Raw genomic sequence first — 16,279 nt, forward strand, 5'->3', positions numbered from 1 at the left:
GCAAAAAAGGCAGGTATGCTCGATGTGAGCGATATCTGCCTTGTGGGCTACGTGTAGGACTATTTACTTTTTCTTTCGCTGTTGCAGTTCTGTCTGCGCGGCATCCCATTGTTGTTGGCTGATGAGTGGAGGATGACTGTTGGGTGTGATGATCCATTCATCTTGATCCTTGAACTGCGTCATGCCTTTTGTGCGTTTATTCCAGATACGATGCCCAAGATAGACTTGATTGTCGAGGATGGAGAGGACTGACGATGGACTCCAGCGACGATCATCTGCATTTGCAAGATTGTATTCATTCAGGATGCGTGCGATCTTTTTGCCGCCCATTCCTTCTGCCGCCAGCTTGAAGATGAGTTGTACTGCTTGCACTTCATGCCGTTGGCCGGGGATCAGCGTAACGTGACCATCGACGACGATGGTGCGATATCCGTATGGAATGCGTCCGCCGCAGTGAAATCCCCGCGATGCGTTTTCCTTCAATCCCTTCAATGTTTCATTCTTTAGGTTCAGGCGATAATACTCGCTGATCGTCTCAAGCATGCCTTCCAGCAACATGCCGTGTGGTGTGTTGGGTTCTGTTTGTTCTGTCGCCGAGTACACAAAAATACCCTGCTTCTTGAGCAGGGCTTTGTAGATGACATGATCTTCTCGACTGCGGCTGAATCTATCGAACTTGTGGACGACGATGGCTTTGAAGTCTTTCTGTGGCTGTTTGGCTTTGGCGATCATCCGCTGGAAGGCGGGGCGATCTGCTGTTTTTGCAGATTTGCTTTCGTCGACGAATTCTTCGACGATGATCCATCCCTTCTGATCTGCATATCTTTGGATGGCTTCACGTTGAGCGGGGATAGATAGCTCACGCTCGGTTTGCTGTTTGGATGATACGCGTAGATAGGCGACGACATTCATTGTGGATGCTCCTTTCAATAAAAATAACCGTACTGCGAAGAATATCAGTACGGTGGATGATGATTCTAGCATTAGCGAAGATAGACTAAGAGTCTATGAACCCTTGAAAGAACGGTCTCTCTATTATGTTAGCTTCTAGTAACACGTATAAGCGGTATAAACAGTGATATACCAAGGTATTGCGCAATTACGGAGTCTTGCATTTTATCTGTGTCTCTATACTCGGAGGAGAAGTTGTGCTCTTGCGTTTCTCAAGATGCAGATAATGAACCTGTGCTTCATTGATACCAAGGTGTCCGAGTATCGGGTAGTAGATAAGAGCCATGTTGTCGATATCCTTGTCGTCGGTATCGCCTGTAAAGCACATATCGATTGAATAGCTCTTACATGGTGCTATCTTCATCTTACGTTTGAGGGGGCGCGCGAGATAATTATGGCGGTCGGTATCATCGGATAAGAGTCTGTCGCCGCCATCTCTCAGAATCGGTGATTGTTTTGGAACGATATAAAGGTCGCCGCTCACTTCAATAATCGGCCCCCCGGATGATCTTAAGTCAAAGAGTTCAATCTTCAATGATTCATTTGGCCTGTATTGAGAGGCGTTAGCATACCGTGTCTTGTAATGGTATCTGATGTTACATTCATAGATTTGTCGGTCGTTCTCAATGATCTCCTTGTTGATGCCATCCAGCACCGCCTTCATTACAAGTAAGGGAGGTACATCATCTGCTTGCCGTTGGGTAGTAACGGTGATGTCTACTCGGTATTCTCCTTTGGGCAATGGAAGAGGGATTCCCATTGATTTTGACTTGGCCCTAAGTAGCATCGACACTTTTTCCTGAAAGGCCATCATAAGAACGCTTTGTTGTCGTTCAATTTCAGTGCCATCGTCAGACTCATAATATGTGTCATGAGATAGCTCTCGTGGCTCCTCATGGACGCAAAAGTAGGAACCTGAATCAAAGGACAGGGGTACCTTCTCGTCTTTCCGAAAAGCGTTAACCACTGTTGCTATGTCCGTATAGAGACTACCATGCATTTTCATAAGATGACGCTTCCTTTGCCGAGTAATTTAACAAGCTCATCAACGTGACGCTTAATTAGAACATGAGGGCGGAGGACAATGATTTCATACTCATTTTTCTGTAGTGAAACCCCGACTCTAGCGTCTCTAACAAAGACTTTCTCTCCATCTTTTTGTCTAAAGATACATCTTACAGGTTTGAATAGGTCAGCATTGATGAAAGATTGAATTGTTTGGAATGTATTGTAGGGTGTGCTTTTTACGTCGTAGCAGAAACGTGTATCAAGCTCTAACTCCCCGTTCTGTGTGATATGCATAATGTCTGGATCGATGCCGCCATAATACCGAAGCCAGTTATATTGATACATTAGAAGGAAGATTTTAAGTTTTCTCTCATCCCATCCTGTTCTTGTTACAGATTGATCTAACATCTTCTCTGTCATAGCCAATTTAGGAACCATGATATAGCCATAATTGTGCTGTTTCAAAGGAGAGGGATTTCGTTTAATGTCTTTACAACTGTAAAATGTATCAAGCTCTGGCAGATAGTCTGGTGCAGACAATACATGTGCTTGGAAACGCAATTTATCATCTTCTCTAATGTCTCGGATAAAGTGATGAGTTTCTAACCAATCGAGAGACCATTCGATATATGATGAGTATGGAGGCAGTTTTAATGTCTCGGCGATCTTTTGTTTGCTGGAAAAATATACTTTTCCGGACAGACCATCGCAGTACATGCATAGGTATAGATAGACCTTGAATGTAGTGTTCGCAAGTTGGGGATGGTCGGGGAAATCAGGGTAAACATCGCTGATGACTTTTCTCGGGAAGAAAAAGTTTTGCGCTGAAAGCTCAAAGCAGTTTTTTCCTGAGTTGAGGTTCATCTGCACAATAGTTTGATTGAGATTGCTTAGTTTTCTGGTGTATTTCATAGGCCCTCCAAATGACATGAAAAATTGTCTAAGACTATGTTAATTCAAGAGCGGTTTAATGGGTATAACAAGATTCTCGAAACCTTTCTAAAAGAGAAAGGAGCCAACGCTTGAATTGTTGACTCCCCTAAAACGACGATTCTAAAGCCATCCACGTTCCTTGTAGCTTAAATAGTCTGTCTTGGTTGCTTCGATTAGGTCTAGTATTGATATCCCAACAGTATCCCCGGCATCCACAACTTTCTTAACCAAGCTGATTTCCTGCTGAGATGGATTGATGTCGTTAGCACCAAGCATGTGAACCAATATACCCGATGCACATTTATGGATGATCAGATGGCGAAATACGGCCCGTTGATAGGTGGTAAGCCTCTGCATGGTCTCTTCGGGGATATGCTCTGTTGTCGTGATCATGTTCTTGGTATTTAACCCGATGAGGAACGTGTTTCTCTCACCACAAATCGCAATGTTGTCTCTGCAATACTGGACAATATCTCTAGGATGACGAACAGTAACATGCTGTCGTTTTTGCGGAACGGCAAGGAGATGGGCCAGATGTAGGGTAGCCCGCAATTGTTTCGTCGCAGTGGCGTTACTGCCTACGATACGTTGGATATCCTCGTCGGAAAGCGTAGTAAGCTGTTGAGGAAGGGAAACCTGCGTCATCAGTGTGTGAAAGGCATCGACTAGCTGTGCTTCTTTAAGGATATGTTGATGATGCGGTTTGCTCGTGAAAGGTTGATTTATCATAGCTTTGGCCTCCTGTATGTTATAGATGTCCTTGTTCGGCTAAAGAGCAATATGTCTCGAACCCGACAATAATGTGATCGATAACCCGGACATCCAGAATTTCTCCTGCCTGTCGTAGTCTTTTGGTTATTTCGATGTCCTCTTTGGATGGGGTTGGATCGCCAGAGGGATGATTGTGAACAAAAATTACTGCACCTGAGTTCCTATTCAACACGGGACGGAACGCTTCTCGTGGATGAATGATTGCCGCATCCAACGATCCGACTGCGACTACCTCCCAGAAAAGAGTCCGTATTTTGTTATCCAGTCCAACGACTACAAAATGCTCTTTGGGGAGATACTGCATTTCTACCCTGAGATGATTGAAAATGTCTCTTGCAGATCGGACAATTGATGGGAAGGTCGCTCGTAAGCATATGGAGCGAGCCATATCCAATGCAGAAATGATTTGCCGGGCCTTGACCACCCCGATACCAGAAACGGCTCTCAGTTCGTCTTCTGTGGCGTCTAGCAGAGCGGGCAGGGTAGGGAAGCGAGCCATCAGGTCTTGAATGATTCTGTTGTCTTGTTGCACGTTTATAAGCTGGGAAAGAACGGTCGCCAGAGTTAGTTGAGCGGTATATTTATAGGTCATACATTACCTCCATAAAATGAAATAAGGAGCGAAATACCCTCCTTGTGCCGATGGATGGAACACGATAAACTGCAATTAGCTGTTTTATTTGGGTGTGATCCTTTGTGGTCACGCCTCTTTTTGTTTTTCGATCTGTTCAATCTGCATTTCTACGAGAACCAGTCGTGAAAGGGTACGCGCATATAACCGTCCCCAATCAGGACGCATCTGCTTGATTCCTCTCAAATGGCGCAATGCCGCCAACAGCCAGTTTCGTTGTTCGTACAAGTCCACTTTCCTGTGCATTGATCTTCACCTCCCTTCAATGGCTGAAATGAAAAAATGACCCATCTGCGTGATAATTGCATGCAGATGAGCCATCTAGGTTTGCTGTCGCTTTTTCAAATGATGCTGTAAGTGTTTGTGAGGGTACTTCTTTATAGGGCTGATAACAGAATCGCAATCAATCTTCCTGTAGCGGATAATGTACGACCGCAAGACATGTCCGGCCATACGAATATCATCGTTGTGAGCCAAAGGGTTCAACAAGACCGGAAGATTGTCGTCCGACGGCTTCAGTTTGTTTTGTTGCACTTGAATCATTCCTTTCTCTGTAGAACTCAGTCTCAATGGATCGCAGAACATCAATCATATCGATCTGGATTTGCAGGCTCTTAATTTGACTGCGAATCTGCTCAAGATTACGAGCAATGAGGGGATGGCATGTATCGCTGTTTCGTAGCATTCTTTCACGTATGAGGAAATCTGCATGTTTCAATTCCAGCTTTTTTAACAAGTCTCTCATGGGTGCCTCATCTCCTTTCAGTGTTGGTAACCGCGAGATCGGCGATGTTACTGCCGTGACAACGACAAATAACCCGCTTTGAAACAGCAGGCTTGATCGTAAATGCATAGAGTTGAGCAGGGATTCACTTCAGAGATTCATGAGTGAGGACGAACAGCGACCTTCAGCTCATAATGGATGTACCATCCATCCATCTTCAAATCTCTAGCAATCTTTTCGTAATCGATGTAGCAGGATATGGATGGGGGAATCGAGCCAAAGTAACCTTCATCTACCATATCCGCCGCGACATCGCATAAATTGCCCACGTCAAAATACACGCTGTAATCGCCGCTCTCCAACAGCCTCACAACCTCATCCACATTGTCTAGGCATTCAGAGAGCGCAACGACAACCCTGCAGTCGTAGCGGGCTATGACAGTGGCAGTGTCATTGATTCGGGATACGTGGTCATATTCTCCGATATGAAAAGGTGCTTCGTAATCGTGGATTGCGTATTCTTCATCTTCCCCCAGAATGCCCTGTAACCATTCCTCCAGTTCCTCACGACTCATCGGCAGTGTCAACCACTCACCGACCAGTTTCCCTTCGTTGTACTTCGCCAGATTGACTACATAGAGCTTTACATTCATACCTGTTTCCTCCATTCAACAAGATTTTGTTTTCTGCGATAAACATGACAACTTGAGCTTCGTTTTTCGTTCAGCGATGAAATAAACCACCTCCTTTCAGTGTTGGAAGCCTCTCATCTTCCCTGTTCGCTGTCATGCTCATCAGACGACCAAACAAAAAAAGGACTGCAACCTACTAGTGAGTAGTAGATTACAGTCCATATGAACCGGGTGGGGCATGAAACGGTTGGTACCCCCCTTGTATTCTATTTCGTGGAACCGGGGAAAAATTTGTACGGTTTTTTCCCACTAATAGACGCTTTTAATGATCCTTATCGACAGTATTAATAAACTCATTTGCGACATTCCGAATAAAACGAACCTCATTGATTCGTCGCTCTTGCAACAATGCGCGAAGTGATTCTATGAGCATTCGCTTTTCTATTGAATCATTTTCGATGTCTGTACTGTTGAAATTAAAAATCTCAATGGGAGCAATCTCAAGGGAGGTAATAATCTTTTCCAATGTCTCCAATGATATGTTTCGTTCGCCTCGTTCAACGTCACTAATATAGCTTAATTGGAGGTTGGATTTTTCCGCTAGTGTCTGTTGTGTTAAGCCTTTTGTTTTTCTTATGTATCGAATTTGCTCGCCAACCAGTTTGAGAAAATCGGACATACTAAATCACCTCTCTGTTTATAGAGTAGAGAATGGTGATCATCATATCTTTACTATCAAATTAGATATTATCGTTTGAAAATAAACCTATAAGTAAATATAATGAGATTGATGCCATGATTTACCATAGTTCAACATTTTTCTTATACAAGGTGACAAAAACTGCATTAATTGCATCTGTTTTTTAGTTGTGATAATCGTTACAAACTATCAAGGGGGATCTAGTATGTTGGGTGACATGTTGGTAGCGGGCGTACAGTTTGATGAAGTGGACAGCTTTTGCAAAAAGAATTTCTCTAATGATTTTAGAGAACGGATTCGCATGATTATCGAGGCGCAAATCCAAAGCGAAAAGCCGTTTGAAGTGCAAGGCGAGCATTACTATATTACACAGATGAAGCTGTACAACTTCAGCAAGAGCGGTGTAACTGAAGGAGAACAAATTACAGAAGAACTGGTTGGTTTCATCGCAACACTGGAGAAGAGAAGGATGGAAATCCGCAACAAGCCTGATCAGTACAAGGGGTACGGCAGGGCTTTTTTGCGGGAAATTGGCAATTGGCTAAATCATCATTTACCGCTTGGCAAAGGTGTCTTTGAGATGTTGGTGGTGAAAGATGCTGTTTGGCTTATGTATCGGATCAAGACGAAAGATATTGCGTCTCTTGGCTCAACGAGTGGAAATGCAGGTTACAAACCGGAAAGCTCCTTGTCCGTCATCTATCAGGAACGATATGACGATATGGGGGTACATGGTACGCATCATAATAGATACTATGCGGTAACTGCTACGATGGAAGGATACTCTGGAATCATCGAGCTTTCGTTCCGGTCAGAAAAATTTGCCAATGGGGGTGCCGGAGAAGGGTATCTGGAAGGTATCACATATGAATGGGGCAGGGAAGGTGCTGTCAAACAGCTACACATTTATAGCAAGAAGAGATTATTGTCCCCGGACGATGAACCAGTCAATTACAAAGGGTTTCACTGCTATCCCTATCAAATGCCCGCAGATATCATGAATCCAAAAGAGTTCTACTGTTACAATCCCGACGGGTACATGGGTAACAGCTCCATTGAGATACGGGAACTCTTCCAGAACATGAAGGAGTACTACAAAAAAATCTTCAAGATTACGCCAAAACAGAACGACTTATTATCCTTCAAAAGCCCGAATGGCGATGATTTGCGGGATGAGGGCATTGGTTACGGGTTCAAGATTTACACCTGATGATCGGGACTGCAAAGACTGTGTAATTGGCAATCGGTTCATTCCATTTAAAACGGTTGAGGAGCAAAGACCATGCAAAACATTGTCAGAACGATAGATACGACTGAGGCATTCAGGCTGAAGATGCAACAGCTTGAAGCAGAATTGCAAAAGCGGGAGAAAGAATTGGCCAGACTGGAAGATACAGGTCTATTGACATCAGCAAGCGGAAGTTTCCAGAACTTTTTGGGGACTATCGCGTATACCGTTGGCGTGTTGGTTGTCGCAACCTGTATACTGGCGGCAATGAATATAAAGGAAGATGCTGGTGCGTATATTATCATGGCAATCTTCTTCGGTGGTATCTGCTTTTATGGCGGATACAGATGGAAGAATGGGGCTCGGGAAAAACATCGTGAAGCAGAGGAGAAGCGCAGATCAGTCGAGCAGAGAAAAGTTCAAGTCCAGAAAGAGATTGAAGACTTGCGGGCTGAGATCAAACAGCAACAGGACTTTATTAACAGGCATATGCTCAACCAGCAGGAACTGTTGAATCAGGAAATTATGGCAATACAAAACGCCTCTCAGACGACGAAAAGCTCTATTGATAGCGAAACAAAAGAATGTCCGCAATGTGCCGAGTTCATCAAGGTAAAGGCAAGAATTTGCCGTTATTGTAACTTCATGTTTGACTAGTAGAGAAAAACGAAGAGTATTGAATCAGCGTAAAAACTTTGACGCACCCAAATTTGTCCAATGTTACAATTCGGCGAAAGACAGGATAAATATGAGCGAAACCAATCGAAACACTTGAATCGGCTACAGATGGTGGTACAACACCAGAAAGTTGTTCCTAAACGATCTTTAGCCCAATAGATGCAGGATAAATACGCTCCGTGCTAGATATTAGCGCAAGGAACCGGAAGATAGCAGGGATGTCACTTTGGAATATCGCCGGAGGCGGTCATGAAGGAAGAGTTGGTTTTCAAGTAAAGAACAAAGGGTGTAAGGGATGATCATTAAATCGAATATACCTGCACTGAACACGTTGAACCGGTTACAGAAGAACAATAAAGTCACCGCCAGCACACTGGAGAGATTATCGTCAGGTCTTCGGATCAACAGTGCGGCAGACGATGCGGCAGGATTGTCGATCTCGGAGAGAATGAGAGCGCAGATCAGGGGACTGGATCAAGCACAAAGAAATATACAGGACGGTATTTCCCTTGTACAAACGGCTGAAGGTGGCCTTGCTGTCATACACGATCCACACCTGCAACGGATGAGGGAGTTGGCGATCCAGTCCGCAAACGATACGTTGACGCATGATGACAGGAAAAAGATTCAGGAAGAGATCGAGCAGATCAAAAAAGCGATAGATGACATCACAAACAACACGGAGTTTAACGGTATCAAGCTGTTAAATGTCCCTGACTCCGGCAAGGTCATAAAAACGATTGAAGTCATGAAGACAGTTACCAAAACAGAGACGACGTATGTGCCAGAAATCGTAGACATTTCAAAAGCCACCAGTATTACCATCTACGAAAGAAGCACAGGCTTGAATGAGCTTACGATTCCGATCACTTCATTCCCTATCTCTATGGAATGGAGTCCACCTGATTCCCCGACTGAAAAATATCTGTTTGAGATTGGACAGTACTATTTCAGAACGACAGCCTATGGGGCGGAATCAGGGTACATACCGGGTAACAATATTACTGGTGTAAGACTGAATGGACTGACAGGATATGATGGGACAACAGAAGTGTGGGCGAACAAACTCATTGCCTATACAGGAGCAGGCTGGGAACCATCAGATGCAGAGGGTGACCATTCACCGAATGCGATATTGGGGGATGACCTGACCGATTATCCCAAGTATACACAGGCGTCAAACATGATGCTTCGCTTTGAATATATGCGCGAGGTAACGACATCAACAACAGTCACTGTTCCTGAGCTTATTACCATCGAGGAGACGATTGATCCAAATGTAATTTTGCAGGTGGGAGCGAATGCTGGAGACACATTTAAAGTTGATCTGTCGGATGTCAGAACATCCTCACTGGGAATTGATCAAATCAGTGTCGATCCTCGTGACAAAGCGGCAGAAGCGATTGGAATGATAGATGAGGCTATCAGCAAGGTATCGTCCGAGCGTTCCAAGTATGGTGCCTATCAGAACGCATTGGAACACATTCATAGTAATGTAGCCAACTACTCTGAAAACCTTACTTCCGCAGAATCAAGGATCAGGGATGCGGATATGGCGAAAGAGATGATGAAGATGGCAAAGAGTAATATTCTGTCACAGGCGGCGCAGGCGATGCTGGTGCAAGCGAATCAGACACCTGAATCGGTTCTGCAATTACTTAGATAATTCGATGGAGAGGTCTAATATGGCTTCTCCTTTTTCCTTTCTTTGTTTCTCTTCGGAAAGGTCGGAAAATGCCTTCTATCTAAATTAAAGAGTCATACTTACGAAAGTACGTTCTGTCTGTTATGATAATGTCAAAACATTTCCAGAGCAAGTTTAAGGTTCCTGCTTTAAGGCTCATGAATATATGAGAGTCAGCATCCCTATACTTGTAGCAGGTCGGAAAAAGGGGTGAGAAGAATGGCACGTGCCGATTTGCTTATTAAGCTAGTCATCGCTGGAAAAAGTGGAGACTCGAAGCTATTTCAGCAAACCGTGGAGGCATTGATTGCTGAAGAGAGAAGTAAACAGCATCATGTACTGGCTGACCGGTTAGCAGATAGTTTGCGAGCGACGACTCCAACCAAACAGTCTTCCTCATTTATAAACGATGGAGTAAGAAATTTTGTTCATGAGACTTTACCGAACAGACTTCTCGATGATCTGATTTTATCTGATACCATACTTGAAGCCTGTAATGAATTGATTGAAGAACAGCATCGAAGTGAGTTATTACGTTCATACAATCTGGAACCACGAAATCGAATTTTATTGACAGGTCCTCCAGGAAACGGAAAAACCTCTCTTGCTGAAGCGGTTGCAACATCTTTGATGGTACCTATGTATTCTATTAGATACGAGGGCGTAATAGGTAGTTATTTGGGAGAAACAGCTTCAAGGCTAAATAAAATGTTCGATTACATTCGTTCAAGAAAATGTGTATTATTTTTTGATGAATTTGATGCAATCGGTAAAGAAAGAGGAGACGAGCATGAAACAGGTGAAATAAAGAGAGTCGTTAGCTCGTTGCTTTTACAATTCGATCAACTTCCAAGTCATGTAGTTGTAATTGTAGCAACGAATCATCCAGAATTATTGGATAGAGCAGTATGGAGAAGATTTCAATTACGACTGATGCTGTCAAAACCGGAGCGACTGCAAATTGAGGAATGGATTAAGAGGTTTCAGAAAAGGTTTGACCAACCTCTGGGTCACTCACCAAAAATATTAAGTGAAAGACTAGCAGGACTTAGCTTTGCGGAGATTGAAGAATTCGGTTTGGATATACAGAGACGTTATGTATTGTCAATGCCTGCTTCTAATTTAAAAACTATCATCCGAGATCGACTGAGACAGTGGGAAGCAAAATACAAGCTAAATTCAGATGAGTCGGAGTGATAACTGAATGACTGAAAGACCCTTATTAATTTTCCCACGTGCAAGCAATGCAGAGAGGGAGAAGAGGACCAACAGGTTTTCGCCTAACAAAGCGAATGTTCCAACTGTCGAGAGGCAGATGGAGCGACTTGAGCCAAAGTTTCTCAGAGTTGAACAGGCCTTTGAAAAGCAAAGGGCTACAATTCAAAAAAATATAACAGGGGCTTTGCCTGAGCAAGCGTTGGTTTTGGAGACGGTAGACACAATAGAAAATTTCATCAAGGCAGTTGAAAAAGTTGAAGGGCTAGAATGGCTATCCGAATGGGAAAAGGATTTTGTTCCAGATGAAGATTTCTTTTTCAAGGATGAAGAAGGAAACCTTTTGGACAAGGTAATCGGCGGCCGTCTTTTTTTAGTTATGTCCGACCAACAAGCAATGAAAGAATTACGCTCATTGTGGCAATTGTTTCAGCAAGGTGACAAATTCCCTCGCGGTAAAACCAAGTGGAGAGATTTGTTCGGACAATTAAAAGATATTCGTCCTTGGAGTATAAGTGATCGATTCCAAGGAACAGGCTTTTTAGAAGATTGGCAGGAACGCGTTTCTGCGGCCCAAGAGACTATTAAGTTTGAAATAGAACTTTGGTATAGATCCAATGATGAGAAGCGACAAGAATCGTCAGAAAGTATCAAAGCTCTTATAAAACAAGTCGAAGGAAGGGTAATAACTGAATCTGTTATTCCTGACATCTCCTATCACGCGGTATTGGCTGAAACCCCAATTACGTTGTTTAATAATCTCAGTGAAAATACAGATATTCAATTTATCCGCTCTGATCACGTCATGTTTTTCCGACCGATTGGGCAAGCTATGATGGTTATTCCTGGGGAAGAAGTAACAGATAGAATAACTGTAGAAAAAGCTAAGCCGATTTATGATAAGCCAGTTGTCGCATTATTTGATGGTTTGCCGTTAGAAAATCATGAATTGTTACGTGGCAGGCTAATAGTAGATGACCCTGATAATTTAGCAAGTCAATATCGTACTCATGAGCGCGTTCATGGAACTGCTATGGCATCGTTAATCATACATGGTGAGTTAGATCAAGAAACTAGTCCAATCTCTCGTCCATTGTATGTTCGTCCAATAATGACACCGGATAATAGAGATTGGAGAGATACTAGGGTTGAATGCATTCCGTTAAATGAATTACCTGTTGATCTGATTCATAGGGCCGTGAGAAGGATGTTTGAAAGCATCGATGGACAGCCCCCGGCGGCTCCAACAGTCAAAGTAATAAACTTCTCAATTGGAGATGGAGCAAGGCCTTTTGATTACACAGTAAGTCCATGGGCAAAGTTGTTAGACTGGTTGTCATACAAATATAAGGTATTGTTTATTGTCAGTGCTGGAAATTTCTCTGACGGGATAAATGTTGATGTACCGAGAGATCAAATCGCAACTTTGACACCGGAAGAGTTGACAGATAAGGTAGTGAAGTCTGTTTTTAACAGTGCTCATGATAGAAGAATTCTTACTCCTTCTGAAGCAATCAACTGTGTTACAGTGGGAGCTTTGCACGACGACGCCTCTACAATAAGTCACATGGGACACAGAAAAGACCTTTTGAGCATCCGCCCTATTTTAAGTCCTGCTAGTAGAGTCGGGTTGGGGTATCGACGTTCCATCAAGCCAGATATTGTTATGGATGGCGGAAGACAATTGTACATAGATGACATTAGGGGGAATAACCATTTTGCGGTTAATTTTTCAACTCTTGCCCCGGGTCATAAAGTTGCCCATCCAGGTAAACAAGGGGAATTATCTTCAACAATTTATATGCGTGGAACAAGCAATGCAACTGCATTGGCTACCCGAGCTTCGACACAGATATATGACATGATTGATTATCTCAAGCAATCCCAACCTAATGGTGAGACTATCTCGGATGGTTTGATAGCTGTTCTGATAAAAGCGTTAATTGTGCACGGCGCAAGTTGGGGGGATATGTATCAAACATTTGAACGAATACTTGGGTCTGAAAGTAGTCGAATCAGGGATAGGGTTATACCAAGACTTATTGGTTACGGAGCGGCAGATTTAACAAGAGTGTTAGAATGCAATGCTCAGAGGGTAACCTTGTTTGGTAGCAATTATTTAAGAATGGACGATGCACATATCTATACTATTCCTTTACCGCCATCTCTGAGCAGTAAAAAGATTTGGAGACGACTGACTATCACTTTGGGATGGTTTTCTCCCGTAAATGCAAATTCTCAAAAGTATCGAAAAGCTCATTTATGGTTTGATCCACCAAGGTCGGAATTGAATGTTGATCGTTATGAAGTCGATGCAACATCAGTAAAAAGAGGAACTATTCAACATGAGATTTTGATTGGAGATCAAGCTACGCCATTCATAGATGGTAATGTCTTGGAGATAAAAGTAAATTGTCGGCAAGATGCTGGAGGATTGACTTCTGAAGTCCCTTATGGTTTGGCCGTCTCATTGGAAGTAGCCCCAGGAGTTGATGTTGAAGTGTACGATGAGGTACGTAACAGAATTCGTCCCGCCGTACAAATTCAACCCGACCGGGAGTAAAGTGAAAGAGAGGGGGGGGTGCTCCCTCTTTTTCATTTGGTTGCATTATTCAATGGGTATTGATTAATGAGTGGATATTGTTGTTAGACTCAAAGCAGGTAAACAAGTACATAGTTGTTATGATGCCTTGATTATCACAACTAACCATTCTACAAAGGCGGCACAGGAAGCCGCAGAACGGCTTAATATCACATTAATCAATGGGGTTGCCGTACACGATATTATTACCAGATGGAGAAAACAGCGAGTGAAATAAAGAAGGTGATAAAGTGAGCAAACGAACGTATTTCAGTGCTCCGCTTGGTACGGACTTTCAAAAGGTGCCGAATGCCGTTATTACCATACCTAAAACAAGTAAAGAGCTAGTTTCCAATCGAGAACGGGATGCTTATTACTTTCGTTCATTGGAGAAACTAGGCATCTTATTAAATGAACCGCAAATTCAGGCCATCCGCCATTTTCAAGGGCCGTTGCTCACACTTGCGGGTGCAGGTTCCGGTAAAACGTCTGTCCTCGTTTGCCGGACAGGGTATCTGATTTCCGTACGTAAAGTTGACCCGAGAAACATTTTGTTGGTCACGTTCTCCAAAAAAGCGGCAGATGAAATGAAGGAACGGATTGCACAATTACCCGGAATTGACAAGAGTATCACCGAGAATATACAGGCACGTACATTTCATTCCTTTTTCCTTGCGATTCTCCGTAAACACGGTGTTCTACAAGACATCATAGGGGAGACTCGGTATCAACACATAGTAATGAAGAAGATTTTACGTGAGATGGGATTACAGGACACTTACCAGCCGGAAACTCTTTTTTCTTTGCTGTCAGCGTACAAAATGCAAATGGTGGGTGTGGATCAATTACCGGAAAAAACAGAAGAAGAAATAGAACTGAAACAGATTATCAGTCGGTATGAGGAGTGGAAGAACAAGAACAATAAAATTGACTTCGACGATGTTCTATTACGTGCATATCAATTACTTCAGCAAAAACAATCTCTACTACATTCATTACAAAAACGATTTTTGTATGTGTCAGTAGATGAGTTTCAGGACACGAATATGGTGCAGTATGAGCTAATAAAAATGATCGTCAATCCCCTTCAAAACCTCATGATAGTAGGAGACGACGATCAAACAATTTATTCGTTTAATGGTGCACGTAACGATTTCATTTTGAACTTTGCCAAGGTGTTTCCCAATGCCAAAACTATTACACTCGACATAAACTATCGATCAACTTCAAGCATAGTTGGGCTTGGAAACGAGATCATCAAACATAACATTAAGCGTAAAAAGAAGACACTGAAGGCTACCAGGAAGAACGGAATAACTCCGCGATATATGAGTCCGAAAAACTCGGATGATGAAGCAGAGAAAATTGTTAGTCACATCCTACGAGAAGTGGAGAGTGGAAAACGACGGTTTAGTGATATCGGAATACTTTATCGCAGTTCGAACAACAATCGGGCTATCTTGGAGCAATTGATCCGGAACGAAATCCCTTTTATTGAATATGGCGGCGACGAATCTTTTTATGATCACTGGATAGTCAAGCCTGTACTGGATCATCTGCGATTAGCGATAAATCGTAGGGACTTTGAAGCGATAGAAGGTGTTTTGCCAACGCTATACATCAATCGGGAGCAGGGATTGCAATACATACTCGAACAGGATTCGGTTCAGAAGAAAAAATGGCCTCTGATTCATATGCTGTCTCTTCAGGAAATTAAGGACTTTCAGAAAGAGAAGATCATGGAGCGGCTGAAGTGTATTAAAACGTTCGAATCAATGATACCGATTGATGCGATCCAACACATTCGTCGGGAGTTCTATGATCAGTTTCTTGAAACAAACAAGAGGCATAAGCTTACCCATCATAAGGAGATAATCAGGGAGACACTTGATGAACTGGAGTCGTCAGCTAAGCGCTTTAACACTATTGAAGAGTTTCTCTCCTTTATTACTATCGTGATGGAGAAGAGGCAGGAAATGAAACAGCAACAAAAGGATAAGCGGAAGAATGCTGTTCAATTAATGACAATTCATAAGTCAAAAGGACTTGAGTTTCCGGTCGTATTCCTAATCAGCGCTTCGGAAGGCAATATGCCTCACAGTTCAGTGATTGATGTAGAGCGGATGGAGGACTTGTATGTCGATTTTAAAGAGATTTTGAAAGAATCCAGCGCTTTAGAGGAAGAACGCCGTTTAGCCTATGTCGCAGTTACTCGTGCTCAGGAAGAACTGTTCATAAGCTCCCCCATGTACTATCGGGGGAAGAAAGTAGAAGTATCAAGGTTTTTTATGTCTGCCTATCCACGGTATGAAGCGAATAAGAGAAAAGCTGATAATAGAATCACTAAGAGTGAAGGAACCATTTCTCCTATGTATGCGAAGCAAGAAACCGTTTATGCTTGGCTGTGTACCAATGGTAGCTGTAATGTGTGGCAACGAATATTGTCATATGAGGAAGCGGAGTTAAAGTCTAAGAATTGTCCGGTATGCAAGGCTCCAATGGAAAAAGGGAGTAAAGCGATTCTGAAACGTCAAGGGTATTAG

At 43.0% G+C, this 16,279-nt stretch carries 16 protein-coding genes; 7 read left to right on the forward strand and 9 right to left on the reverse strand.

What is annotated here, in order from left to right; all coding sequences use genetic code 11:
- Nucleotides 1–63: 63 nt before the first annotated feature.
- The 9 genes from T458_RS55150 to T458_RS55185 all read right to left on the reverse strand — a co-directional run bounded on the left by T458_RS55150 (nucleotide 64) and on the right by T458_RS55185 (nucleotide 6,329).
- Nucleotides 64–912 carry a recombinase family protein gene (locus T458_RS55150; RefSeq protein ID WP_023555451.1) on the reverse strand — a complete coding sequence of 283 codons (849 nt, stop codon included), beginning with the start codon at nucleotides 910–912 and terminating at the stop codon, nucleotides 64–66.
- Between the two features lie 187 nt (nucleotides 913–1,099).
- Entirely contained in the window at nucleotides 1,100–1,957 is an 858-nt protein-coding gene (locus T458_RS55155) for a hypothetical protein (RefSeq protein WP_023555452.1), read from the reverse strand.
- Nucleotides 1,954–2,871: a hypothetical protein gene (locus T458_RS55160; RefSeq protein ID WP_023555453.1), complete on the reverse strand. Its 918-nt coding sequence runs from the start codon at nucleotides 2,869–2,871 to the stop codon at nucleotides 1,954–1,956. The genes T458_RS55155 and T458_RS55160 overlap by 4 nt, the downstream gene beginning before the upstream one ends.
- 141 nt (nucleotides 2,872–3,012) lie before the next feature.
- Nucleotides 3,013–3,621, reverse strand: a complete 609-nt coding sequence (locus tag T458_RS55165) for a JAB domain-containing protein (RefSeq protein ID WP_023555454.1) — start codon at nucleotides 3,619–3,621, stop codon at nucleotides 3,013–3,015.
- Between the two features lie 19 nt (nucleotides 3,622–3,640).
- Nucleotides 3,641–4,255: a RadC family protein gene (gene radC, locus T458_RS55170; protein ID WP_023555455.1), complete on the reverse strand. Its 615-nt coding sequence runs from the start codon at nucleotides 4,253–4,255 to the stop codon at nucleotides 3,641–3,643.
- A gap of 108 nt (nucleotides 4,256–4,363) precedes the next feature.
- Nucleotides 4,364–4,540 (reverse strand): hypothetical protein, encoded by a 177-nt coding sequence (locus T458_RS57425; RefSeq protein ID WP_023555456.1) that lies wholly within the window; start codon nucleotides 4,538–4,540, stop codon nucleotides 4,364–4,366.
- Nucleotides 4,541–4,754: 214 nt separating this feature from the next.
- Nucleotides 4,755–5,039 carry a hypothetical protein gene (locus T458_RS55175; RefSeq protein ID WP_023555457.1) on the reverse strand — a complete coding sequence of 95 codons (285 nt, stop codon included), beginning with the start codon at nucleotides 5,037–5,039 and terminating at the stop codon, nucleotides 4,755–4,757.
- Nucleotides 5,040–5,176: 137 nt separating this feature from the next.
- Entirely contained in the window at nucleotides 5,177–5,671 is a 495-nt protein-coding gene (locus tag T458_RS55180) for an antirestriction protein ArdA (RefSeq protein WP_031306341.1), read from the reverse strand.
- A 301-nt stretch (nucleotides 5,672–5,972) separates the two neighbouring features.
- Nucleotides 5,973–6,329 (reverse strand): helix-turn-helix domain-containing protein, encoded by a 357-nt coding sequence (locus T458_RS55185; RefSeq protein WP_023555459.1) that lies wholly within the window; start codon nucleotides 6,327–6,329, stop codon nucleotides 5,973–5,975.
- 226 nt (nucleotides 6,330–6,555) lie between these two features.
- On the opposite strand from T458_RS55185, the gene T458_RS55190 reads away from it, so the two are divergent.
- The 7 genes from T458_RS55190 to T458_RS55215 all read left to right on the forward strand — a co-directional run bounded on the left by T458_RS55190 (nucleotide 6,556) and on the right by T458_RS55215 (nucleotide 16,279).
- Nucleotides 6,556–7,560, forward strand: a complete 1,005-nt coding sequence (locus tag T458_RS55190) for a hypothetical protein (protein ID WP_023555460.1) — start codon at nucleotides 6,556–6,558, stop codon at nucleotides 7,558–7,560.
- A 72-nt stretch (nucleotides 7,561–7,632) separates the two neighbouring features.
- Nucleotides 7,633–8,235 (forward strand): zinc ribbon domain-containing protein, encoded by a 603-nt coding sequence (locus tag T458_RS55195; protein WP_023555461.1) that lies wholly within the window; start codon nucleotides 7,633–7,635, stop codon nucleotides 8,233–8,235.
- A 316-nt stretch (nucleotides 8,236–8,551) separates the two neighbouring features.
- Nucleotides 8,552–9,922: a flagellin N-terminal helical domain-containing protein gene (locus T458_RS57845; protein ID WP_023555462.1), complete on the forward strand. Its 1,371-nt coding sequence runs from the start codon at nucleotides 8,552–8,554 to the stop codon at nucleotides 9,920–9,922.
- A gap of 237 nt (nucleotides 9,923–10,159) precedes the next feature.
- Nucleotides 10,160–11,137 (forward strand): AAA family ATPase, encoded by a 978-nt coding sequence (locus T458_RS55205; RefSeq protein ID WP_023555463.1) that lies wholly within the window; start codon nucleotides 10,160–10,162, stop codon nucleotides 11,135–11,137.
- Between the two features lie 7 nt (nucleotides 11,138–11,144).
- Entirely contained in the window at nucleotides 11,145–13,718 is a 2,574-nt protein-coding gene (locus tag T458_RS55210; protein ID WP_023555464.1) for a S8 family peptidase, read from the forward strand.
- Nucleotides 13,719–13,788: 70 nt separating this feature from the next.
- Entirely contained in the window at nucleotides 13,789–13,974 is a 186-nt protein-coding gene (locus tag T458_RS56810; RefSeq protein ID WP_252989888.1) for a restriction endonuclease, read from the forward strand.
- Between the two features lie 13 nt (nucleotides 13,975–13,987).
- Nucleotides 13,988–16,279, forward strand: a complete 2,292-nt coding sequence (locus T458_RS55215; protein WP_023555465.1) for a UvrD-helicase domain-containing protein — start codon at nucleotides 13,988–13,990, stop codon at nucleotides 16,277–16,279.

This window comes from Brevibacillus panacihumi W25 (genome assembly GCF_000503775.1).
GTDB lineage: Bacteria > Bacillota > Bacilli > Brevibacillales > Brevibacillaceae > Brevibacillus > Brevibacillus panacihumi_A.

Bases quoted from the DNA above. Each gene is read 5' to 3' on its own strand.
- T458_RS55150 (WP_023555451.1), bottom strand. From the start codon at position 912: ATGAATGTCGTCGCCTATCTACGCGTATCATCCAAACAGCAAACCGAG.
- T458_RS55185 (WP_023555459.1), bottom strand. From the start codon at position 6,329: ATGTCCGATTTTCTCAAACTGGTTGGCGAGCAAATTCGATACATAAGA.
- T458_RS55210 (WP_023555464.1), top strand. From the start codon at position 11,145: ATGACTGAAAGACCCTTATTAATTTTCCCACGTGCAAGCAATGCAGAG.
- T458_RS55155 (WP_023555452.1), bottom strand. From the start codon at position 1,957: ATGAAAATGCATGGTAGTCTCTATACGGACATAGCAACAGTGGTTAAC.
- T458_RS55165 (WP_023555454.1), bottom strand. From the start codon at position 3,621: ATGATAAATCAACCTTTCACGAGCAAACCGCATCATCAACATATCCTT.
- T458_RS57425 (WP_023555456.1), bottom strand. From the start codon at position 4,540: ATGCACAGGAAAGTGGACTTGTACGAACAACGAAACTGGCTGTTGGCG.
- T458_RS55205 (WP_023555463.1), top strand. From the start codon at position 10,160: ATGGCACGTGCCGATTTGCTTATTAAGCTAGTCATCGCTGGAAAAAGT.
- T458_RS55180 (WP_031306341.1), bottom strand. From the start codon at position 5,671: ATGAATGTAAAGCTCTATGTAGTCAATCTGGCGAAGTACAACGAAGGG.
- T458_RS57845 (WP_023555462.1), top strand. From the start codon at position 8,552: ATGATCATTAAATCGAATATACCTGCACTGAACACGTTGAACCGGTTA.
- T458_RS55195 (WP_023555461.1), top strand. From the start codon at position 7,633: ATGCAAAACATTGTCAGAACGATAGATACGACTGAGGCATTCAGGCTG.
- radC (WP_023555455.1), bottom strand. From the start codon at position 4,255: ATGACCTATAAATATACCGCTCAACTAACTCTGGCGACCGTTCTTTCC.
- T458_RS55160 (WP_023555453.1), bottom strand. From the start codon at position 2,871: ATGAAATACACCAGAAAACTAAGCAATCTCAATCAAACTATTGTGCAG.
- T458_RS55175 (WP_023555457.1), bottom strand. From the start codon at position 5,039: ATGAGAGACTTGTTAAAAAAGCTGGAATTGAAACATGCAGATTTCCTC.
- T458_RS55190 (WP_023555460.1), top strand. From the start codon at position 6,556: ATGTTGGGTGACATGTTGGTAGCGGGCGTACAGTTTGATGAAGTGGAC.